This is a genomic window from Coraliomargarita parva, from assembly GCF_027257905.1.
GTDB classification, from domain to species: Bacteria; Verrucomicrobiota; Verrucomicrobiia; order Opitutales; family Coraliomargaritaceae; genus Coraliomargarita_A; species Coraliomargarita_A parva.
This window is the reverse complement of the sequence record NZ_JAPZEI010000007.1, coordinates 145,153-167,707: the sequence shown is the minus strand read 5'-3', so window position 1 is coordinate 167,707 and position 22,555 is coordinate 145,153. Positions and strand designations below refer to the sequence as shown.

The window sequence follows — 22,555 nt, the reverse complement described above, 5'->3', positions numbered from 1 at the left end:
CAACGAAAAGCCGGAAATCGTCTCGACTGGGCTCACTCCCCAAAATCCGTACAAGTGTAGCGGTACACCCGAATCGAATCGGACCAATAATCCGAAGGGAGTCCCGCCTTGTGCATGAGTGCCTGCAGGAATTGTTCGCGATGAGGCAGCGACTCCCAGACGGCAGGAAGAAAAGTGCCCCGGTACGCGCCCTCTTCGATCAGGATTCCGTCCACTCCGGGACGAAGTTGGCGAAGCAGGTCGGAACGGCCAGTCACCTCCATTGGAATGGTGGGATTCAGCACGGCGATATGAATCCTCAGCTCGGGCAGCTCTCTGGCGTCGAGCGGTTCGAAACGGGGATCCTTGAAGGCCGCATCGCAGGCACGTTGCGCCACCTCATCGATCAAGGGACGGGAGGCCTCGAAGCCGCCGATGCAACCGCGAAGCTGGTCCCGGATCTTCAAGGTGACAAAACAGGCCCGATGCTCCATCAGCGCATCCGGATAGCGATGCAGCGGCGGATGCTGGTAAACTTCGCCGGCCAAGCGTGCTTGAATTGCCTCACGCGCCGTATGAAGCAGACAAACCTGCTCTTGCGGGGTATAGGCTTCCTGTTCGGACGTTTGCATCGCTTCAGTCTAGGCTCCAAGCCCCGTACCCGACCACACGTGAACGATCGCCCGCGGTATCCCCCGAGTTACGGAGGTCGAGCGTATGGACCGTCAGGCCTTGTTTGTCCGCCTCGCAGAGCAAGCCGTTCAGCGCACGCGCACCGCAGGCATCTGCGGGCCCGATGTGCACAAAGTCGAGATCTTTGATTCTACGGCAGGTTTCCGCATCCAATGCCTGCGCCGTTTCGTAATCCAGGTAATGGCTCAAGTCCGTACTCACAAGCACCAGGCTGTGCGCATCCCAAAGCAAATGAATCACTTCGGCAACTTGCTCCGGAGTCGCCGAGCCCACAACCAGCGGAACAATGCGAAAGTCCTGCAAGGCCATTTGCAGGAAAGGCAACTCGACCTCCAGGCAATGCTCACGAAAATGCGCCCCCTCCAACAGCTGCACTTGCGGGAGCGAGCGGATGCGATCAATCGCCTCGGAGTCCACCGGCACGGTACCAAGTGGCGTCCGGAATGCTTCGAAACCACTGTAAGCGAGCCCTTCGAAAGAAAGGTGGTGAGAAGGACCGAGCAAAACGACGCGGCTGATTTCCTTTCCGGTTTCAGCGAGCAAGCGGAAGGCGGTGCCGGCGACGGGCCCGGAATAGGGATAGCCCGCATGCGGAACGATGAGTGCCCGGGGTGTCCCCAGCGCCTCATAAACAGGCGTTGCCGACATGTAGTCACGAACCTCCTCCCGGAGTTGGTTGGTATCCTCCGGATAAAACATTCCGGCGACCGCCGGTGGCCTGGAATCGCGCACAATCATCAGCTTAAATTTATCTACAAATGCACCCACTGGCAAGTTGGTTGATAAATTGACTGAGCCCTCGGACGGCAGTATTGTAGGTGGATGAGCCGAGTGGAACAGGCCGACTACCCCGGACGCTATTGGGAGCCGCTGGAGGACGGACGCATCCGTTGCCGGCTGTGTCCGCGTGACTGCAAACTTAAGGACGGACAGCGCGGAATGTGCTTTATTCGCCAGCGTCGCGGCGACCAGATCATACTGACCAGCTACGGCCGTTCCAGCGGGTTCTGTATCGACCCGATTGAAAAGAAACCGCTCAACCACTTCCTGCCGGGCACACCGGTCCTCTCCTTTGGTACGGCCGGCTGCAATCTGGCCTGCAAGTTTTGCCAGAATTGGGATATCAGCAAATCCCGCGAATGGGATACCATCTGTGACCAGGCAAGCCCCGAAGCTATCGCCGAGGCCGCGGAACTGCATAACTGCCGCAGCGTCGCCTTCACCTACAACGACCCGGTCATCTTTTGCGAATATGCCATGGATGTGGCCGATGCCTGCCATGCGCGCGGCATCCGTGCCGTCGCGGTCACGGCCGGCTACATCTGCGCGGAACCACGCAAGGACTTGTATGCCCACATGGACGCGGCCAATGTCGACCTGAAAGCCTTCACGGAAGACTTTTACTGGAAGGTCACCGGGGCACACCTGGATCCGGTATTAGAGACCATCGAATATATCCACAAAGAAACCAATGTTTGGATGGAGCTCACCACCCTGCTCATCCCCGGACTCAACGATTCAAGCCGGGAAATCGAGGAAATGACGCGCTGGGTCGTGGACAAGCTCGGTCCGGACGTACCGATGCACTTCACCGCCTTTCACCCCGACTGGAAGATGCGCGACCGCCCCCCCACTCCGGCCGAAACCTTGAGTCGTGCTCGGGAAATAGCGCTGAAAAACGGCGTGCACTTTGCCTATACCGGCAATGTCCACGACTCGCACGGCGGCAGCACAATCTGCCCGTCCTGCCACCAAGCCGTGGTCGTTCGCGACTGGTACCAAATCCGCGAATATAACCTGACCGACGACGGATCCTGCCGCTTCTGCGGTCATCCCTGCGCCGGAGTCTTCGAAGGGCCTTGCGGGACATGGGGCGCACGACGCCAGCCCATTCGCCTGACAGCATAGGAGATATTACTTCGGCAACCAGGAACGGTTCGCGGCCACAAAGCGGTAGCCTAGATCCATGAGCCAGCGAAAGAGAGGAAATCCCTCATAGAGAACCAGCAGACGCGGATACCTGCCGGCAATGGACAGCGTGCGCAGGACTGCATGCGCCCCGGAAAAGACAGTCCCGTCCGGCAGAACCAACTGCACCGCCCGACGGCAAGCCGCCACGCTCAACTGCGGAAAGTCCTCCAAGGCATCCTGGTAAGGACGATAGCTGACCGCGTCTCCGGTCAACCGGTGCCATCGCTCAATCCATTTCGCACAGAACTCACAATCCCCGTCCCAAAGCATCACGGGGCATGTCGATTGCTGCTTCGTCATGGAATCATTCATTCTATATGACTCCAAGAAACATGCCCCAACCTGCTTCCGAGGCAAATCTTTGCCGCGATGTTATCACGGTTGAAATATCCTCCACCACTACCGGCTCCAGGCCGACTGGCACTGGTGGCTGCGGATCGTGGCCGCTGCCGTATCAATACTCCGAATAGGTCGCCTGCCAGAAGACGGAAGATTCCGCCCCCGGGGCCAGACGGATCCCGAGCACTCCGGAACCATGCGGGTCCCCATACAATAAGGAGTCACGATAGCTCATCGGCTTGTAGCGCTGGGACAACAGCTCATCACTCGTGTTTGAAACAAGACTGTCCCAGCCGGCATCGAGTCCACCTTGACTCGCCAAAGCCTGCCATAGAACGAACGTTGCCTGCGACATGGTACCATCAAATGGAAGCTCCAAAACCCACACGGGTTCCACATCTTGCGGATGGTAGCGTCGAAACAACTTCAGACCAGGCGCTGAATCCGCGATCAAAGGGTCTGTCTGCATCAAGATCTCAGTATAACTGTCCCTGCCATCCTGATCCGGATCAAGGTAGCCATCCGCTTCAATCGTTGCATCAGGGACATATTGTTGAAGTGCAGTCAGGTGCTCGTGGGTCGAGTCTTCAACCCAGGCAACGGTACGTGTTCGCATTCCCGTAGAAGTGGGATATTGTGCATTCGAATAATCGACCGCAAAAACCACACTGGGCGAAGCGTCCGGTTCAGCGGAAGCCCCCGGCAACCAATCCGTCAAAAAACTGACCGGCACGGAAATCATCCGATCATAGGGCGCAAATTCTAACAGAGGCCCGCGAAACCAAGAATAGATAAAATCGTCACCTTCATTGAGAACATTCAAGTTGTCCGCCCATTCGCTTTCGACGTATCCCTTCAAAGGCGCCTCCAAATCCTCCGTGGCTCCGGTGCGGAGCAAGGACACGTAGAGGGTCTCGCCGTCACGCGTATCATAACGACTGCTGCCAAAAACAAGATTCGCAGGGCTTGCAACCGGATGCGACTGACACTCGGCAAAACGCGCAAGCTTGGTCCATTGATACTCTCCGACCGAATCCGTGCCGTCAGTGGTTCCCAGTTCCAAATCAAAATCTCCGAAGATCCAGACGCTTCCATCGCCAGACAGAACGCCCTGAGCCTTAGCATCCGCCCAGATTTCAAGACGCTGCCCCATCGAAGCGCTCAAGTAATCCCCCTTCTCGGAGAAGACCCCGACAGAAAATGTTTCGTCGCGTTCCGCATCCCAAAAATATCCCACAGCAAAGATACGATTGTCCTTCAGTACAGCCATTGCCGTTATATTGTTAACAATGACACCTGAATTCTCGCCTAAGCGGAATGGATCCGTCGTACCCGTTTCCGGTTTTTGCTGAACATACAGCTCCCCCCCGCTTCCCAAATCTTCCAGCAGTACCAAGGCACCGTCTTCACGAAAGCATACCTTAGCAAACTCCGACGGAGGCAGATTGAAAGAAGATAACCAATCCGGTGTCCCCTTACTGAGATTCATTCGAAAAAGCCCCATTTCCGACTCTGTGGACTGCACTCGGAAATCACCTGCCACATACACCTCCATGCCATCCGGTGATAGCGCGAAAGCGTTAATTCCGTTAAAAGATCGCGGCGATTGCAGGGCCGACGTGGACCACGTGGGCACCACCTCTCCTGAAGACCTGACGATGGCTAAGTTCAGACGAGACAAACCATCCACTTGAGAGAAGTCTCCCCCCAACAGTACATCGCCTCCCGGCAGAAGCTGTAGGGCGGTCACGATGCCGTTCGCACCAGGTACAGCCGAGAGACCACGACGATTTTTAAGAAAATCCGGATCCAAGGATCCATCTCGATTGAGACGGGCATAATTCCCCACCTCAACCTCCATATAGTGGCTAAAATCCCCCGCAACAAAGAGGTCGCCGTCTTCCAACCGCTCGATCGCATAAATCACAGGCAGACTGCCATCCTCTTTCGAAAATCCACCGACAATATTAAAGGAAGTATCCCGCTCACCATCCAGAAAGAGTCGTTCGAGGGGTTGCTTGCCTCCGGAACGGGAAAACCCACTGCCACCAACCCAGATGCAATCACGGTCAAAAGCCAGTGCCCGGATCGGATAATTACTATAAAACTGAATCCCCGAATCGAAATAGAACCTCCGGCTTAAGTCAGTGGATCGATCCAGGCTCTGAAGATCCACGGTGACATCAAATGCAGCACCACTCTCAATATCATATCCACGCACACTGAGGATTGTTGCGTTAAAATCACGCAGATCGAGTCCGGCCAAGTAACTCGCGCTGGTCGTACCGGAAAAACCATCCAGATCGACCGCGAACTCGTAAAACGCATATGGAAGATTCACCGAACCGTTGTTATCCCAAGCCAACTCAAATCTCCCATTGGTCCACCATTGGTACAAGAGTGGCTCGTAGTCGACGCGGATAGTTTGCCCGGGAAACTTCACTTCCAGGTAGAGAGCCCTGTAGCGCCCGAATCCCAGATAGGTGTCTGTAATGCCAAAGTAGCCATCCACCCTCGTTCCGGAATAGAGAGTACCCAGATAGTCATTCTCATTTGCAGCGACCTCCGTGACCTCGCCACTGAAAGCATAGTGAAACTCTTCCGCCGAAAGGGGACTTAAAGAGAAAACCAGAGCGAGAATAACAAACGTCCGAGACATGAGGTGCTTGATCTTCTGATTGAACGGAACCGGCTCAAGCTATTTCAGCGTTAATTATCCCGACTTCTCCAAATGCGGGAAAGAGAAATAGTCAACCGATCGATGTCTACGCCGGCTTCGTCAAAATGCCTCCCACCAGGCGCGCGCATGTCTACTGCACGGCCTGCGAATCATCGAGCACCACGCTGACCGTTCGCCCGGCGACCAATGCGAGCCCCTCGGGCACCTCGTCGAGGCTGATCCGGATCGGGACCCGTTGTGCAAGGCGCACCCAGCTGAAGGTCGGATTGACGTCCGGCAACAGCGTACCCGCGGAGGTCTGGTACTCGCGGTCCGTGATTCCGGCCGCCAGACCGTTGACATGCCCGCGGATCATGCGCTTCTCCCCCATCACCCGGATATGCGCCGGCATACCGATTTCGATCTGCCGTAGCTTGGTCTCTTCAAAATAGCCGACCACATAAAAGCTGTCGGTATCCACCAGCGGCAGGACAGCCTGGCCTGCCGTCGCATAAACACCCGGACGCAGCGTCAGGTTCGTCACGATCCCGTTGACCGGTGAGTAGACATCCGAACGCTCAAGATTGAGCCGGGCCAGTGCACAATCCGCTGCGGCGAGTTCATACCGGGCCTGCGCCTGTTCCGCCTCAGCCATGCGGCGGTCCTGCTCCAACTGGGAAACCGACCCCGAATCCAGGTCCTTGTAACGCTTGTACTCGCGTGCGGCCGCATCGCGCTCCGACTCCGCGCGGTCGAGCGTGGCTTCCGCTTGTGCCAGGGCATTTTCCAGGCGCTCTTTGTCGATCGAGAAAAGAAGATCTCCCTGGTGGACGACTTGATTGTCCCGGACATAGACAGCCTCCACCCGTCCGGAAACATCCGCCGCCAAGGGCACCACATCCGCCCGAATCTTACCGTCGCGCGTCTGCGGCGCATAGGTGTAATAATCATACAAGCGCCATACGACGAGCGCAGCGAAACAAGCGAGCACCCCGGTCAGCAGGAATTTAAAGATCAGAATAATACGTGCTTTGTTCATACTAATGGACCGCAGTGAAGATTTTCAGCATCTCAAAGGACGCGCCAGTGAAGAGGAAAAACAGCGAGATATCGAAGAGAGGACGGTGCCAGACCAACTGGTAGAACCCGACCCGCTCAAGAACGCGGGACAAAAGCACCCGGGTCGCCAGGGCGACCAGCATGCAAAGCAACAAGGGGGAGAAAAACACTCCCGAAATATCGATTTCAGTCATCATGGTACGGGCCTCCAGGCTTCGGAAAATTCAAACAAGACAAGGCGCAAGCTCACCAGGCTGCGCAGGAAAGGATCACGGGCCGAGCGGATGCCCAGCCCCCAGGCAGTCGAAAGGGTCTCGTCAATCCGGGCCCTCAAGCGATCTGTAAAAGCCGACTGGTTCAGCTCCGTGCGAAAAGCCGCGAGCAGGCGCTCCAGCGACTTTCTTAATTCCCCTTCCGTCCGGTTGCCGTAATACCGCAAATCAGCCACGCAGGCACCCGCACGCATGCCCCGCATGATACGCTGCCCTTGCTCGGGATCGGCCGTACCCGACATACGCTCGGCCAGCAAGCCGATGCGGTTGAGGGACCGGTTCAGGTAGGAATCGCGTTCTCGTGGGGTCGAGTGTCGGGTCAACCTGGCGATATCGCGGCGCCCGGTCCAGAGCAAACGTTCCACGGCATGCTTCGCCCCCATTGAACGAACCAGTTTCACGCACGTAAATGCCACGAAGACACCGACAAGATTGGCCACGCAGGCATCGAGGAAGACATCGAATGAATAGGGAGCGTAGCTTCGCTGGAAATTGATACTGCTAAACGCGATCGCGGTGATCAGTATCCCGATCGGGTTCTTTGCCGTCCATGCCCCCGCAGGGAAGATGAAGAGAGCCATGACAAATGCAAAGCTGGTCAGGTCCTTGGCCAGGGGAAGGAGCCCGTAACTCATGATTCCCGCAGCAGCCAAGGCAATGACGACGATTCGTCCGGTGGCAAGAATCGCCAGGTCCGCCACGTCACTGCCTCCGCAGAATGCGAGGATAACCACCGCCTGAAACAGCATCAGACTGCCGGAAGACCATCCGGTGGCCGCCCAGAACAAAGCGAGTAGCGTAAAGGTCAGCAGGCAGCCAAGAAAAACACGCGTGGCCAGGTACACATCGGGGCGCAAGGTGAATGTCCTCGCAAGCTTGACCTCTTTCGCAAGCTCCGAAGGCAAGGCTTCCTTGTGGGTGTAGGCCCGTTCAAACCGGCGTATTTCGGCCCATGTATTCAGGGTCGACTCCGACATTTCGGCCAGGTTTTCCTGTACCAGTCGCCGCCACTCCGGCGCGTCGCCCGGCTCCGGTTCGAGCTCCATGATCCGGTCCGGCAGGCTGCGGTCGGCCGGTCGGCCGGCATGGGCACTCCGGGCGGCATCACCGAGCGGCTTGCGCAAGGCCGCCTGCAAGCGGGGTCCGGCATCCGCGACCCGAGAGGCAATGCCGTACAGCAGGGGAACAAGGTGCAGCAGTCTTGCCTGCAGACAGAACGCGGTACGCCGTTCCTTCCGTGTCACAAGCGGGTCATAGCGTAGTTGGCTGGCCAATACAGACAAGGAACTGATGTCCCCGAGCACCCGGATCCGGTCCTGCGTGGCTGCGGCATCCGCCTGCCTCCCGGAAAAGGCTTCGTCGATCCACCGTTCCATGTCTTTCAGCCATCCGCCCATACGGGTTCGAACCGTCGGCCCGAGCGAACGCGGCATGAGTATGCTGTCCACCACCGTACAGCAGAGAATTGCCAGTCCAATCTCACACGAACGGGTCACCATCTGGTCAAATAGCGTATCCGGAGCATCCACCGCCGGGACCGCAATAATCATCAGCGTGATCCCCATCAGTTGAATGCCATAGCTTCTCGGTGTGCGGTCCAGCAACGAGGCGCCGAAGGCGGCCGAAGCGACCAAACCGACACACGCCAGCATCAGCACCGGCGCCTGCGAGAGAAAGGACGCAAGCGTTAATGAGACCACGCCGGCGCAGAGCGTTCCGCAGAAGCGGTATACCGCCTTCGAGCGCATCGCGCCACTCATGGGGTTCATCACAACGCAACAGGTCACGACCGTCCAATAGGTTTGAGCCAAACCCATACGCGCCGAAATGACATAGGCCAGCATGATGGCCAGATACAATTTGAGCGCAAACAGCCAATGCGAAGGATGCAATTTCATGGATTAGGCCTCTTTACCTGACTCGAGGTAGGCCAGACTGCGCTCCTCCAAAAGACGAAGCACTCGAGTCACCGTCGCCACTTCGCCGGCGGTCAAATCTCCCAGCAGTTCCTTGCGTAAAGCCTGTAAGCGCGCCTCTGCCTGACGCGCCATCTCCTCCCCGTCCGGAAGCAGGTTGATGAACTTGCAACGCCGGTCTTCCGACGATTCGCTGCGGCTCAAGAGCCCGGCCGTTTCGCCTTGGTCCAGCAAATGTACCATTGCCGCGGCATTGATCCCCATCTCACGAGCCAGAATTTTTTGGTGCACATCCGGGCCGAGCCGGGAGACCAAAAGAACGACCAGAGTCAACGAGGTCGATGCTTCCCGAACACCCATCGCATGCTCGGCCGCCTGTATCCAGGCGCGGCGGACCGGCGGGATCGCTGTCGTCAGCTTGTACAGGGCCTCGGGTGCCGCTTTTCTATGCATCGGTGTTTCTTTCATCGTCTTTCGGTCAAGCGGATTACTCGGCCGCGGTAATAGTTCAATATCAAACTATTTATTTTTGAATCATATTCAAGTCGACAGACAAGTTCCAAGCGTCGCGAAGCAACCAGCAGACGGCCTACAGGGCCTCGGGTGGCCAATAGGATCGACTTGCCACACAGAAATCCCTCAAAATATCCGGTATGGCCGTGGACCTTATCATCACCACCTTCGGGGCATTCCGCGGACGCAGTCGCAACGGCTCCGACACGCTGGGGCAGGCCCTGGTCCGCAAAGGCGATCCTCGCCTGCGGGTTCTGGATTTACCGGTCCTCTGGGGCGTGGTCGAGAGCCAGCTTTTGCCAGCAATCGCCGAAATTCAACCTCGCGTGGTGCTGGGATTAGGCGAAGGCGAAGCAAATGCGGTTCGGTTTGAGACCGTAGCCGTCAACCGGCGCGAGGGTCTGGACGAACGCAACACGGAACCGGAACATCCCCGCATTGATGCGTCCGGACCAGAGCGCCTCCAGTCACGCTGGCCCGTTTCAACGGAAACGCTGCTCGCGCGGTGCCCTGCAATCACAATCAGCCGGGATGCCGGAAGCTTTCTCTGTAACAATACGCTCTACCGATCCTTGCAAAGTCCTGTTTCATTCGCCGCCTTCCTGCACCTGCCACCGCAGGGAACAAGCAGGAATGAGGACTATTTGGAACTGTACCTCGCCATCCTCCAGTCGCTGATAGACTGTAGCCGCGTCCTAGAAACCGAGCGTGTTTAGAACCGCATTCCATTGCTGGATTCTCGTTCTCTGCGACTCGAAGAGCCCGGCCGGCGAATCCAGCAGGCGGATCGACTCGATCGTATCTCCCTTCCGAATACGTTCCAGCACGTCCTTGCCCGATACCACTCTCCCGAAGACGGTATGCCTGCCATCGAGAAATTCGGTCGCGGCGAGCGTTATAAAGAACTGGCTGCCATTGGTATCCGGTCCTGAATTCGCCATCGAAAGGATGCCGGCCCGGTCATGGCTCAGTGTCCGGACGATTTCATTTTCAAACTGGTAGCCCGGGCCGCCTCGCCCCGTTCCGGTGGGATCTCCGCCCTGCACCACAAACTTGGGCACGACCCGGTGGAAGGTCAGGCCGTCATAATAGCCGCGCAAGGCGAGGTTCAAGAAACTGGCCACGGTAACCGGCGTTTTCTCCGCATAGAGCTGCAGGACGATGTCGCCCTGGGAAGTCGTCATCACGGCTCGCAGAATACCCGCTTGCGGGTCCGGGATCGAGACCAGGCCTTCTCCTGCGGAACGTCCGCCTTGAGGACTGCCGCAAGCGGCAATGAACAGCACAGTGAAGAGCGACAACAGACTGACAGAAAGAAAACGCATGCGCCAAGCTTCCTTGCGAAGGACCCAACTGACAAGCCCGTAAGCAACTACAGTTCCCGATTGAACTCATCCCGGGAGTGCACTAGGAAGCGGGTCATGAAACTCGTATTCACCGTGCTCCTCTGCTCGATCCTATCGGCGATCGCAGGCTATGTCATCGGCCTGAAGCACAAACCGGAGTGGCCGCTCCCGAACAAAGCAGTGTCGGACAAACCGGACACGGGTACGCCGGAACCTTTGCCCGATTTTGACTGGAACGCCGAAGCGCCCCCTGCCCCAGTACCAACTCCCGACATCGAACCTGAACCGGCGGCGAAACCGGACTACGCGGCGCGCGCCGTCCTCTCCATTCAAAAACTGACAGACAAGCAAGGGCGTGAAATACGAGCCACGATTCTCTCCGTCAAGGAGGGCACGGTCGCCATACGCAGGGAAGACGGCTTAAGCGCGAGCTTCCCGCTCAGCCTCCTGAGCGAGGAGGATGCCGATTTCTGTCGCTATCTCGAAGCCCAGTCACAACCCGAACCCACAGCAGAGGAAACGATTGATTGGGACGCGATCTTCGGCGACTAGAAGTACAGCCCTGGACCATGCCCCCGCCTGCCATGCCTGCCCTCCTAACCAGCATCTCTCATCTGGCACGCGAAACCCTCCGCGAACTCTTCACCCTGAGCGACCGGAAACGTCCCCCCGGCCTCTTGATCATGGCGACAATAGCCATGGGCCTACCGGTCCTGATTGGCAGTGCATGCGGCGCCTTCGCCACCAGCAGCATGGGTTGCATGGGGGGGATGGTCATTCTTTATTTACGGCCCAGAACCTCTTTCGCTGTTCGTCTGCGCAGCCTTCTGCTGGCGTCATCCGGATTCATCCTGAGCTTCACCCTCGGGCTGGTCTCCAACTATGACCCGCTGGTCTCCACCCTGACACTCGCGGCAACCGCCTTTATGGCCGCCCTGATCTGCCGCAGCAACGCGGTGCTCCCCCCGGCCAGCTTTTTCTTCGTGCTGGTGGCATGCGTCGCGCGGGCCATTCCTTTCGATCCGGCACTCATACTCACGCGAGCCGCCGTGTTATCCGCGGGTTGCTTCGGCGCACTGTGCCTCGGTCTGGTCTTCTCCATACTCCGTCCCGCCACCGCGGCCGAATTAAGCGATGCGCCTGTCACCGACAAACCGCAATTCCTGGATGCACTGGTGGAGTCCGCCACAATCGCTGCTTTTGTCGCCGGAGGCTATCATTTTGCCAGACTGATCCACTTGGACAATCCTTACTGGGTCCCGATCTCCACGATTGCGATCCTGCAAGGCACCAGCCTTCGTGCCGTGTGGCACCGCAAAGTGCACCGCATCCTCGGCACCGCAATCGGCATGGGCCTCGCCTGGCTGATCTTCCGATCTGCTCCCGGCCCCTGGACCCTATCCGTCACGATCATGATTCTTGGCTTCCTGATAGAATCCCTGGTGACACGCAACTATGCCCTCGCCGTGATCTTCATTACGCCCTTGACCGTCATCTATGCGGACGCGCATTCGGCCTACAATCAAACCGAACACCTAATCCTCATGCGCTTTGTCGACAGCATGCTGGGCAGCGTCATCGGCTACCTCGGAGGCTTGACCCTCTATTTGATTCGACCGGCCTTCGTCCGGAAGGCTTAACCGCGCCCCCGGATGCCTCAAGTACGGCGGAAGCGCAGTGAAAGCATCGGCCAACCCAGCCGAAAGCAAAGCCTTTTGCACTAGCCTACACTCCGTCCTCCTTGCAAACTGCCTGAATGCGTCATCTCTTTACCCAGGGAGCCCTTTGCTTTCTAAGTCTCTGTTCCATCAAAGCCGAACCGATCGAGGCCGAAGACTGGGACCTGGTTCGCGTCTACGAGACCTCGACCCTCGTTTTCTACGGCAAAGTGACGAAGACCGTCCCTGAACGCGACTTCAAGCCCGGAGCCATGGGCGTGCACGTAACGGCCATCGACAGCCGGCAACTCTCCCTCGAACCGGTCATCTGGCCGCAGGCAAAGGAAATCAGCATTGATGTGCTTGAGGCGTTCAAGGGCACATTGCCACTCTCCACCGCCCTCTTTATCCCGGATCCAGATCCACTGGTCTGGACCTACGTCGAAAATGAAGCCGGGGACGTCTTTCTGGCCCAACCCGAAGCGATCGATTCCCTGATTGGCAAGCTGCAGAGCGGGGACGAGGCCCTTTTCTATGCGAGGCCCTTTCTTGGCACCCAGATTCCCTTGATATACCGCGCACGCTTCGGCCAGCGGGCGCTGGACGACCTCGCCGTATTGCGGGCCCACCGTGCCTCCGGGCAGATTCCAATTCAGGAAGTGCGGCAACGCGTCCAGCGGCAACAGGAAGTCAAAGCCCTGCGCGACGCTGCCGCCTTCGAAACCTTCGAGGATGAGTACTATACAATCCTTCGCGAGCAGGACCAGACGATACGACGTCTGCTGCTAGAAGACCTGATCCAGCGCATGGGATTCAAGGGGCGCTGGAATTACGACGACTACAGGCAGCGCTATCTCGCACTCTGGGGGCACTATTTGGACGACAACCCACGCATTCCCTCCAGCCCGGCGGAAGGCCGGGAGAAACTCTGGCATGACATCAGCCAGGAACTGATAAAGCTCGACATCATCGAAAAATCAAAGGCTTCCAATCGCTGAACGTCCTGCGGCCTAAAATACACTCCACGAATAAACAGGGGCTTGACGCAAGAATTTGCACATCAGAGGAATTGGCACCAGACAGACTGATCCCTTCACTTTTCGCATGAAATTAATTGTAGCCGTCCTAATCTGCTCCCTTTGTGCCGCCTTTGGTGGCTATCAAATCGGTCGGGCCCAAGCCAGCCGCGCCTACACAAGGCCCACGCCCCCCGAACCGACTTCGATCGAAACGGAGCCAGAACCGGAAAGTCCCACCATCGCAGAGGAGTTCTATCAACCGGTTGAACTCGGTTCCGAGACCAAGCCGTCCACCGAGGCAATCGGCGAAGCGGCAGCACCGGAAGCCACCGACTACGCAGAACGCGACTCCCTTCCAATCCAAACCCTGACCGACCGCAAAGGCCGGCAATTGCGCGCCACCATTCTTTCAGTCATCGACAGTCAGGTATCGATCCGCAGGGAAGACGGCTTGACCGCGAGCTTTCCGCTCAACCGATTGTGCGATGCGGATGCGGCCTACTGCCAATACCTGCAGGACCGGCAAAGCCTACCCGAGCCATCCCAAATCGATCAGGTCTGGGACCAGCTCTTCGGAGGCAAAGACAGCTAATACCTCTTCTCATAATTATTGAGTATATGGTGCAGCTGATTTGCTTCACCTCGCAAGGCGGCCGGTCAGGAATGCACCTAGGTGCATGACTGTCCGGCTAACGCCGCGGGAGAAGCATATCAGCGCATCCCGCAGGGACAGGGGCGAGCTCATCGCTGGCGGCGTTGGTCGCCGCCAGCAGGGTCTCGACCCAACTGGAGGCACCCGCCTTGCCAGCAATGAGTTCGCCCTCTGCCATATGCGCAAGAATTATGAGAAGAGGTATAAGACCTATTCGGCGACGAGTGCCGCCGCACCCAGGAGCGCGGCATCCCCCGGGGGCAAAGCCGAGACGATCAACTTGATCTTCCCCCGATAGGTCGGAATGAGGTGCTTCTCAAAAAATTCATGGGTGGTATCCAGCAAGATACCGCCGGCCTGAACCGGACCACCAAAGAGGAAGAAAGCAGCCGGAGCCGTCAGCAAGGCAGCCGAAGCCAGTGCTTCGCCCAGCAGACGCCCGGTGAAATGCATCGTCGCGGTACAAATCGGGTCACCGACATTGGCGGCATCGGCCACATGCTTCGAATTGATCTCTCCCACCTTCAGGTGATCCAACGCGGTCGGACCGCCCCGCTGGGCCAGCATCTCGAAATAGGTACGTCGAATGCCGGTGGCCGAACAATAATTCTCCAGACTGCCACGGCGGCCGAAACCGCAATAACGTCCGTCGGGGATCACGCTCATGTGGCCCAACTCACCGGCAAATCCGCTATCACCGCAGACCAACTTGCCATTCACATAAACCCCGCTGCCCAGACCGGTCCCCAGAGTCACCATGATGAAATCATCATAGTCCTTGGCTGCGCCGTAAAGCTTCTCGCCGACGGCAGCCGCATTCGCGTCATTCGTCAGCTCCACTTTCGGTAGATCCAAACGGTCCCGCACCATCTGGGCGAGAGGCACAATGCCATCAAACTTGAGGTTGGGCGCATGTTCGATCGTGCCCGAACGCTGATTGCCGTTTGGTGCACCGATACCCAAGCCGGCCCATTCGACAGACTTCCCCTCAAAACTAGCCATAAGCTCCTGAACCGAACCAGCCAAAGCATCTGCATAGGCTTCCGCCGTGTCGTAGTCTGCCGTCTTGAAAGCAGCCTTCTTCAGGACATTCCCTTCGGCGTCCACCACCCCCGAACAGGTATTGGTGCCGCCGATATCGGTGCCGATCGTAAGTTTCATTAATTCTGGTTCTGTTTGTGTATTTGGAATCGCCGGCCCACCAAATTCGCAGAAACCAAAGCGCGGTGCCTGTTTCTGGTCGAATACTGCAGAGCCGGATGGCTTGTAGCCGAACATAGAGCGTTGGATCTCAATACGTTCAAGCGCAATCACACGCAACTTGTAGCTAAAAGGAACGCTAAAAGACCGGATTTGCATACCATCTAGGCGATTCGGTCCCCCCTTCCGGCGACCGGGGACATGTCAAAAAGGCAAGCGGCATGCTATAGGATGTCCGCACTCGCCACTCACGAGGGCGGCAGTTGAAGTACTGCAGAATCCGCACCGCACAGGTTGACTCGATCCACAATAGCGGTCCTATGCTGAAAACTTACATGTCAAAACAAACCACACCATTCATCCTCACTCTGGCGATGGCCTGCACCATGATGATCGGTCCTTTCTCGATCGATACCTATCTGCCGGCCTTTCCATCCATCGCGGGGGATCTCGGCGTGGAACTCCAGTCGATCTCGCTAAGTATCTCCTTTTACATCTTCTCCATCGCCTTCAGCCAGCTGATTGGAGGCGCCCTCTCCGACCGTTTCGGCCGCAGGCAAGTCCTGGTCTGCGGTCTCATCATCTATTCGATTGCGAGTACATTGATCGCCTCCGCCCAAAACCTGCCGATGCTCTTGCTCTGCCGGGTATTCCAAGCCTTCGGCGCCGGTTGGGTGATCGTATCGGTACCGGCTCTGGTTCGGGATCGCGTTTCCGGAAAGGAAGCCGCACGACTCTTCGCCATGCTGGGCTTTATCATTATCCTCGCCCCGGGTGTCGCCCCCAGCGTGGGGAGCGCATTCCTGGCGATGGGGAGCTGGCGCAGTATCTTTATTTTCATGGCGGGGTATGCACTCCTGCTCATCCCGGTCTGCTACTATGTCATTTTTAAGGACATCCCAACCGCGGTCCGGAAGCCCCTGAGCACCGGTATCCTCAAGCGCTACCGTGACGTCCTCTCGGTCCGGGCCGCACGCCCCTACATCCTCTGGCAAGGTCTCGCATTCTCCATTCTGATGCTCTTTATCGCGAATGCATCTTTCATCTACCAGGAGCATTTCGCGCAGTCGGAAACCGCTTTCTCGCTCTTGTTTGCGGTCAATATTGCCGCAATGCTGGGCTTCAACCTGCTCAACCAGGTACTGCTTTCCTATTTCGATTCCCATCAGATCCTGCAGTTTGCCACCTTCACACAAATCGTCGGCGTGGTCGTGCTCCTGATCGCCACATGCTTCCACTGGCAGCTCTACAGCGTGGTACCCGCCATGATGCTCACCGTCGGTTCGATGGGCGCGATCAGTCCGAATATCCAAGCCTGCTTCCTCGAGTACTTCCCGGAAAGCAGCGGAACCGGGGCGGCCCTTCTCGGAGCCGCACAATTCGGCATTTCCGGAATCCTCAGCGGCCTGTCGACCCTGCTGCCCCAAACGATGGGCAGTATCGTGGCTTGCATGACTGTCTGCAGCGTGGTCACGACCTATTTTCTCCTCCAGTCGCGCAGATCAGTCGAGGCTGCTCCGACACCGGCCTAGCCGTTGAAATCTGCCTGGCTTAGGACTCGGACCGCGGGGTAAAGAGCCGCTTCAGATTCTCAAGGACGCGGCCCGCGGAGCGTTTTTTGAAGACGGACTTCTTTTTCCGGCGCTTGGGCTTCCTGTAGACGGCAGTCTCCCCTGCGGACTTCAGACCGTGAAATTCGAGAACGAGATAGCGCGCCGCTTCCGTATCCGGATTGGCCAGATCGTGGGGTTCGCCGGCAGCACACCAGGCAAAGGCGCCCGCTGGCACCTTTTGCCCCAGAATGGTCACAGCGCCCTCCAAGACAATAATGGCGACATCATGTGTGTCCACATGCGCCGCATAGCCTCCGCCCGGTTGAACTTCACTCATGTGCGCATGGAAACGCTTCAGATGATGGGTGGAGCCGGTCAGGCATTCGGCATTGGCAAAGCCGCGCTTGGATGGCTCGGGAACATCGATATGCGACGTATGGAAGCGCTGCAGGGCCAGCGCCTTGCGCGACTTACCGGAGGAAGGTGCCACCCACTTGAACATCAGGTAGACCAGTGCATCGGTCCCGGCATTGAAAATGGTATGCCGGTGAAAGGCGGGATAATAGACAAAGTCTCCCGCACTTGCGGGGTCCGAGTAAATCTCGCCGGTCTGCCGGTCTTCATAGCGAAGTTCGGCGGATCCCCGCAAGACCAGCAGGACCTCCTCATCGACATGCGAGTGAGGCGCATGCGGACATTCCCCGGGCGCCAGACTCGAAGCGTGCGCACCGATGCGTTGCAAGTTCGGGCTTTTGCCACTGAAGCAATGCTGCTGCACCATCCGCTCGCCGGTCTCCGGCACGGAATCAAGGTGGATCGGATGCACCGATGTCGGAACCAAAGACAAGTCCGGCCCGAGTTGCGGGGGCAGTTCCGCGATCCGGTTGGTGCCGGAATCCGCCTCCCCTTTTACACGGATACAGGGAGGCCACGGTTGATCCAAAAATTCAAAGGGCCATGACAACTGCCGGTAATCCGGTATCCGTACCGGAACATCCGCGGCACAATACTGGAAAAGAAAAGCCCGGCGGGTCACATCCGCGTTGGTATTTGCGGAACCATGCCAGAGGCGGCCGTCAAAGAAGATCGCATCGCCGTTCCCGATGTCAGGTTGCTTCAGACCGGATGCATCCGGGTCTGACAACTTGGCCCATGCTTCAACATCGGCGTCACTCACCCCGTCACGTGTGGATGCGTGCGCCTGGATCCTCTCTTGCAAGCACTTCCCGTAGCGGTGCGACCCCGGCACAAGCTTAAGCGCGGATGCTTGATTCGTCCCCTCCAACCCAATCCAGACCGTTACGAAACCACCCTCCGGACGCGAGGACTCGATATCCGTATGCCAGGGATGCACCTGTCCGGGGATCCGCTCCAAATGACAAGCCCCCCAGAGCAGGATGTTGGGCCCCAACAAAACCTCCAGCTGCCGAACAAGACGTGGATGCGTGGCGAAGTTCAGGATATTGCGGGAGCATGCGGCCAGTTCCTTGCTCCAAAGGATGGGGCTGCCCGGGGGATGCGAATCAAGAATGGAACGGATGGTAGAGAGTTCTTCATCGGAGTAGAGATTCCTCAGAATGCAGGCTCCCTCACGGACAAAGTCAGAGTGAGTAGTCATGGTAGTCCGGCCAGCTTGGGAGGCGATCTGGGAAAGGTCAAACCCTGCTGTCTTACCTTGGCGTTTTCAAGAGAGCTACAGGTAACGATTCACGGCCTGGAGTCGCAGTTTGCTCGCCGGAAGGCGTCGTAGCCAAGGACTGACGCAGCTCTTCCGCAAGTTGCCGGACAAGCATGCCGCCTTAATAGGCAACACCGGCATGAATCACGTCGGCCCGGTCCTGGTGACGTGCCATGAGTTCTTCCAGGTCCAGCCCGATGACCTCGCCGTCGCAGACGCGGACATTGCCGCCGACAACGAGATCGCTGACCTGACGCGGATGGCAGATCAACAAGGCATCCACCGGATTCTCACAACCGTTCGCGTAGAGGTCCTCCACAGGGAAGAGCGCCAAGTCTCCGCATAGGCCGGTCGCGATGCGTCCGATGTCATTGCGCCCCATCATCTCCGCGGCACGCCATGTCCCGACTTCCAATGCGTCCAGCACCGACATCGCTTCGGCCCCGTAGCGAACCCGAGCCAGATAGAGCGCCTGACGAAGCTCTCCAAGGATATGCCCGGAGTCGTTCGATGCACTTCCGTCCACCGCAATGCCGACCTTGATCCCCCGCTCGATGAATTCCGGCACACGGCAAATGCCGGAGCCCAGGCGCATGTTCGCATTCGGGCAGTGCGCCACGCCGATCCCAATCGACTGCAACTGATCCAATTCCGTATCCTCGAAATGAATACCATGCGCCAGCCAGGTCCGGTCATAGTCCCACCCGCAGTCAAGCAGGTAGGCCAAGGGACGGCGACCGAACTTCTCCATTGAAAATTCATTTTCCGGAACCGTTTCACCGCAGTGGGTGTGCAAGCCGACCTTGTATTTCTTGGCCAGCTCGGCGCTGGCCTTGAGCAGGCTTTCCGAGCAGGAGGTCGCCGCGCAGGGTGCCACGATAATCTGCCGCCAACTCCCGTGCCCCGCATCGTGGTGCGTTTCGATCAGACGCACCGTATCGTCCAGGATCTCCGCTTCCTCCTGCAGCGCCCAGTCCGAGATCAGGTCGGACTTCACATTCATCGAACCGCGACTGGCATGGAATCGCACGCCCATCCTGGACGCGGCCTCGAATTGCGCGTCGATCATGTTGACCGCGCCATCCGGGAAGACGTAGTGGTGATCCGCCACCGTAGTGGCCCCGCTGAGCATCAGTTCGACCAAGCCCAACTCCGTACAGAGTGCGAGATCGTCCTCCCTGAATGGCTGCCAAAGCTTATTCATCGCAGCCAGCCATGGCAGCAGCGGCAGATTATTGCCCGGCGTATAAGCCCGGGCCATGTTCTGGTAGAAGTGGTGGTGACAATTGACCAGACCGGGAGTGCCGATCTTGCCCTTGCCGTCCAGACGGGAAAGGTCCTCCGGAATAGCCTCCGGCAATTTCCCCTCACCGAGGGCTTTGATGTCACCATCTTCGATCCAGACCCAGGCATCCTGCAGGATGCGCCGGTCGGCATCCATCGTCACTAGATAGTCGAGATTGTGTATGAGAAGGGAAGCGTTTTGCATGTGCTGACAGGGGAAGCGCTCTCGCGTCGGGGGTTCGTTCTATGATGCGCCTTGGAAGACTTCGAGCGCGGCCAGCGCCGCATCTTCTTCCGGCAGTTTCATGCCGTGCATCCGGAGTACGGACGACAAGGATGCCAGGGTGCGAAGGACCGCGTCTTTGCGGGCATTGAAGCCCATGGTACCGATCCGCCAGATTTTTCCGTGAAGCGGTCCGAAGGAGGTGCCGATTTCCACACCGAAATGCTCCAGCATGTCGCTGCGAATGGCTTCGCCCTCCACCGCGTCGGGGATGTAGACACCAACCACATTGCTCATTTTGGTGGACAGGTCGCCGAAGAGTTTCAGCCCCATCGCCTGAAGTCCAGCGACCATCGCATTGCCTGCAGTGGCGTGGCGGGAAAGAACATGATCGAGCCCTTCTTCCACAATGCAGCGGGCGCATTCACGGGCGCCATACAGCATACTGGTGGCTTCCGTGTGGTGGTTCAGCCGCTGCGGACTCCAGTAGGCCATGACCATGGCCAAATCGAAATAGTTGGACTGAATGCGGCTGGCTTTCCCCGGGACAAAGCTGGCAGGTTCGATCCCCTTCTCCACATGCCAGCGATCCTTGATCAAGGCGGCGGCACGATCACTGATCGTAATCGGAGCGGAACCGGAAGGACCGCCCAGGCACTTCTGCAAGCCGGCCGTGCAGACATCGATTTCCCAGTCGTCCATCAACAGCTCGTTGCCACCGATGGATGCCGTGGCATCCACATAAGTCAGGCAGTCATACGCATGGGCGAGCTGACCGATCTCGGCCAGCGGCTGATTCATTGTCGTCGAAGTATCGCCCTGACAGATCGCCAGCACCTTGGGACGATGCGCCTCCAAAGCGGCTTTGATCTCCTCCGGACTAAAGACCTCGCCCCACTCCTTATGCACCGCGATCACCTCCGCGCCACATCGTTGCGCAATTTCCGTGAGCAGATGGCCGAAGCGCCCGAAGACCGGGACGAGCACCTTGTCGCCCGGCTCCACCAGGGAAACCAGGGAGGCCTCAATTGCTGAACGGCTGGTTCCGTCGATCAGGAAGGTCCAGTGGTTCTTCGTCACGAAGACCTCGCGGTAGAGCGCCATCACCTCGTTCATATATCCGGTCATGGCCGGATCATACTGGCCGAGGAGATCGGCACTCATGGCACGTTGAACCCGCGGGTCCGCGTTGACGGGGCCCGGCCCCATCATGAGACGGGGGGGCGGATTGATTTGTTTCAGCAATTGAGGCACACTCATTGTGTTGGTTAGTTGATTGGGTGGGTAATCTCTGATCTGGTATTCCGCAGCTTACAGGCTTTTCACATACTCGACAAGCTCGTCGACATCATCATCGCTGAGGATGGTCGCCAGACCGGGCATGGTCGGGCCAAAACCACGAACAATTTTCCCGCCGGGATTGAGGATCGACTCCCGGATATAGTCTTCATCGGCTGTGACCTTGCTACCGTCCTGCAGCTCCACCTCATGCCCGTAGAGCCCCGTCAGGGTCGGAGCAATGGTGGTCGGCGTCGGCAGGTGGCAGGCCGAGCAGCCCTTCGAGGAGAACAGGGCTTTGCCCTTGATGGCATCTTCGCTCAAGGCCGGCATCGTTCCGTTGGCGGAACCGCTGCCCGGCAGAGACAGCACGACAATGACGGCAAAAACCCCGAGCACGAAGGTCGCGATGGAAACGTGCAGCCATTCGCTGAACTCGTTATAGATGTTCATCATGTACTTGATGATCACCAGACAGCTGCAGATGATCATCATGAGCAGGATGTTGTGCTCGCTTCCGTACAGCATGGGGAAGTGGGCGCTCAGCATCAGGAAGATCACCGGGAAGGTTACATAGTGATTGGTCAGGGACCGCATCTTTGCCTGGTGCCCGATTTCGAGATCGTGCGGCTTCCCTTCCAACAGGTTGGCCATGATCTTCTTCTGGTTCGGTATGATCACGGTGCGCACATTCGCACTCATGGTTGTCGCGATCATCGCCCCCAGTTGCAGGTAAACAAAGCGGCCGTTGAAGATCCCGTTGATCCAAAGCGCATAGGCGAGAAAGATAACCACCAGCGTGGCAACCGCATAAAGCGGCTTCTTTTTCAGCGGGCTGCGCCAGACACCGTCATAGACGAACCAAAAACCGATCAGCGAGAGCAAGCTGATAACTGATGCCTGCCAGCCCGGCATATCGGTCTTGGCCGGATCCAGCAGCAGCGATCCCGACCGGGTGTAGAAGGTAAGGATCAGGAGTACCAGTCCACTCAACCAAGTGGTATAGGACTGCCATTTGAAGACGTGCAACTTGGCAGGTATATCCGTCGGGTCGATGACCCGCTTTTCAAGGAAATAGACCCCGCCGGCGTGCAGCATGTTCATATGCCCGAGCGCACCTTTAGCGTTCTTGTTTGGATCCTTGATGAAGTTGATCTCCATCCAGGTGAAGAGCAGCGAATTACCAATCCACATGATCGCGGCAACGACATGGGTAAAACGCAGGACGACGTTGAAGAATTCGATTAATTCAGGACTCATTGA

21 protein-coding genes are annotated in these 22,555 nt (G+C 57.8%); 7 read left to right on the top strand and 14 right to left on the bottom strand.

All coding sequences use genetic code 11. The features are described 5' to 3' along the window. Positions 1-32: 32 nt before the first annotated feature. Together amrA and amrB are read right to left on the bottom strand one after the other, a co-directional pair. The gene (gene amrA / locus O2597_RS12265) at positions 33-611 is read right to left on the bottom strand and encodes an AmmeMemoRadiSam system protein A (protein WP_269525232.1); all 579 of its coding nucleotides are present in this window, start codon (positions 609-611) and stop codon (positions 33-35) included. Positions 612-615: 4 nt separating this feature from the next. Further along, positions 616-1,410 (bottom strand): AmmeMemoRadiSam system protein B, encoded by a 795-nt coding sequence (gene amrB, locus O2597_RS12260; RefSeq protein WP_425603760.1) that lies wholly within the window; start codon positions 1,408-1,410, stop codon positions 616-618. Positions 1,411-1,494: 84 nt separating this feature from the next. On the opposite strand from amrB, the gene amrS reads away from it, so the two are divergent. Then, positions 1,495-2,580, top strand: coding sequence for an AmmeMemoRadiSam system radical SAM enzyme (gene amrS / locus O2597_RS12255; RefSeq protein ID WP_269525228.1), 1,086 nt, complete (start codon positions 1,495-1,497; stop codon positions 2,578-2,580). A gap of 6 nt (positions 2,581-2,586) precedes the next feature. Here amrS and O2597_RS12250 read toward each other — a convergent pair whose 3' ends face one another. The 6 genes from O2597_RS12250 to O2597_RS12225 all read right to left on the bottom strand — a co-directional run bounded on the left by O2597_RS12250 (position 2,587) and on the right by O2597_RS12225 (position 9,356). Further along, positions 2,587-2,955, bottom strand: coding sequence for a thiol-disulfide oxidoreductase DCC family protein (locus O2597_RS12250; protein WP_269525226.1), 369 nt, complete (start codon positions 2,953-2,955; stop codon positions 2,587-2,589). A gap of 142 nt (positions 2,956-3,097) precedes the next feature. Further along, the gene (locus tag O2597_RS12245) at positions 3,098-5,641 is read right to left on the bottom strand and encodes a delta-60 repeat domain-containing protein (RefSeq protein WP_269525224.1); all 2,544 of its coding nucleotides are present in this window, start codon (positions 5,639-5,641) and stop codon (positions 3,098-3,100) included. Positions 5,642-5,792: 151 nt separating this feature from the next. After that, positions 5,793-6,680, bottom strand: coding sequence for an efflux RND transporter periplasmic adaptor subunit (locus O2597_RS12240; protein ID WP_269525222.1), 888 nt, complete (start codon positions 6,678-6,680; stop codon positions 5,793-5,795). A 1-nt stretch (position 6,681) separates the two neighbouring features. After that, positions 6,682-6,897 (bottom strand): DUF1656 domain-containing protein, encoded by a 216-nt coding sequence (locus tag O2597_RS12235; RefSeq protein WP_269525220.1) that lies wholly within the window; start codon positions 6,895-6,897, stop codon positions 6,682-6,684. Then, complete coding sequence (locus O2597_RS12230; RefSeq protein ID WP_269525218.1) at positions 6,894-8,870, bottom strand: FUSC family protein; 1,977 nt, start codon at positions 8,868-8,870, stop codon at positions 6,894-6,896. Before O2597_RS12230 ends, O2597_RS12235 begins: the two co-directional genes overlap by 4 nt. 3 nt (positions 8,871-8,873) lie before the next feature. Then, positions 8,874-9,356, bottom strand: coding sequence for a MarR family winged helix-turn-helix transcriptional regulator (locus O2597_RS12225; RefSeq protein WP_269525216.1), 483 nt, complete (start codon positions 9,354-9,356; stop codon positions 8,874-8,876). Between the two features lie 185 nt (positions 9,357-9,541). Between O2597_RS12225 and O2597_RS12220 the strand changes: the two genes are divergently transcribed. Continuing rightward, entirely contained in the window at positions 9,542-10,117 is a 576-nt protein-coding gene (locus O2597_RS12220) for a pyroglutamyl-peptidase I family protein (protein WP_269525215.1), read from the top strand. On the opposite strand, the gene O2597_RS12215 is transcribed toward O2597_RS12220, so the two are convergent. Further along, the gene (locus tag O2597_RS12215) at positions 10,097-10,726 is read right to left on the bottom strand and encodes a peptidylprolyl isomerase (protein ID WP_269525213.1); all 630 of its coding nucleotides are present in this window, start codon (positions 10,724-10,726) and stop codon (positions 10,097-10,099) included. The two genes, O2597_RS12220 and O2597_RS12215, sit on opposite strands and share 21 nt — an antisense overlap. Positions 10,727-10,822: 96 nt before the next feature. Here O2597_RS12215 and O2597_RS12210 point away from each other — a divergent pair, with 96 nt between their 5' ends. The 4 genes from O2597_RS12210 (at position 10,823) to O2597_RS12195 (ending at position 14,016) form a co-directional block, all read left to right on the top strand. Then, on the top strand, positions 10,823-11,299 hold the full coding sequence (locus O2597_RS12210) for a hypothetical protein (protein WP_269525211.1): 477 nt from the start codon (positions 10,823-10,825) through the stop codon (positions 11,297-11,299). Between the two features lie 32 nt (positions 11,300-11,331). Next, on the top strand, positions 11,332-12,387 hold the full coding sequence (locus tag O2597_RS12205; protein WP_269525209.1) for an FUSC family protein: 1,056 nt from the start codon (positions 11,332-11,334) through the stop codon (positions 12,385-12,387). A 116-nt stretch (positions 12,388-12,503) separates the two neighbouring features. Further along, complete coding sequence (locus tag O2597_RS12200; RefSeq protein ID WP_269525207.1) at positions 12,504-13,403, top strand: hypothetical protein; 900 nt, start codon at positions 12,504-12,506, stop codon at positions 13,401-13,403. Between the two features lie 106 nt (positions 13,404-13,509). Beyond that, a complete protein-coding gene (locus tag O2597_RS12195) occupies positions 13,510-14,016 on the top strand; it encodes a hypothetical protein (RefSeq protein WP_269525205.1) in 507 nt (168 codons plus the stop codon). A gap of 270 nt (positions 14,017-14,286) precedes the next feature. On the opposite strand, the gene O2597_RS12190 is transcribed toward O2597_RS12195, so the two are convergent. Next, positions 14,287-15,237, bottom strand: coding sequence for an ROK family protein (locus tag O2597_RS12190; RefSeq protein ID WP_269525203.1), 951 nt, complete (start codon positions 15,235-15,237; stop codon positions 14,287-14,289). A 374-nt stretch (positions 15,238-15,611) separates the two neighbouring features. On the opposite strand from O2597_RS12190, the gene O2597_RS12185 reads away from it, so the two are divergent. Beyond that, positions 15,612-16,808 carry a multidrug effflux MFS transporter gene (locus O2597_RS12185; protein ID WP_269525201.1) on the top strand — a complete coding sequence of 399 codons (1,197 nt, stop codon included), beginning with the start codon at positions 15,612-15,614 and terminating at the stop codon, positions 16,806-16,808. Positions 16,809-16,827: 19 nt separating this feature from the next. Here the strand turns inward: O2597_RS12185 and O2597_RS12180 are convergent, their stop codons facing one another. From O2597_RS12180 to O2597_RS12165, 4 genes are all read right to left on the bottom strand, one after another. Beyond that, positions 16,828-18,447 carry a cupin domain-containing protein gene (locus O2597_RS12180; protein ID WP_269525199.1) on the bottom strand — a complete coding sequence of 540 codons (1,620 nt, stop codon included), beginning with the start codon at positions 18,445-18,447 and terminating at the stop codon, positions 16,828-16,830. Between the two features lie 181 nt (positions 18,448-18,628). Next, the gene (locus O2597_RS12175) at positions 18,629-19,996 is read right to left on the bottom strand and encodes an amidohydrolase family protein (RefSeq protein ID WP_269525197.1); all 1,368 of its coding nucleotides are present in this window, start codon (positions 19,994-19,996) and stop codon (positions 18,629-18,631) included. A 39-nt stretch (positions 19,997-20,035) separates the two neighbouring features. After that, a complete protein-coding gene (locus O2597_RS12170; RefSeq protein ID WP_269525195.1) occupies positions 20,036-21,274 on the bottom strand; it encodes a pyridoxal-phosphate-dependent aminotransferase family protein in 1,239 nt (412 codons plus the stop codon). Between the two features lie 51 nt (positions 21,275-21,325). Beyond that, positions 21,326-22,552 (bottom strand): urate hydroxylase PuuD, encoded by a 1,227-nt coding sequence (locus tag O2597_RS12165; protein WP_269525193.1) that lies wholly within the window; start codon positions 22,550-22,552, stop codon positions 21,326-21,328. Positions 22,553-22,555 lie beyond the last annotated feature (3 nt).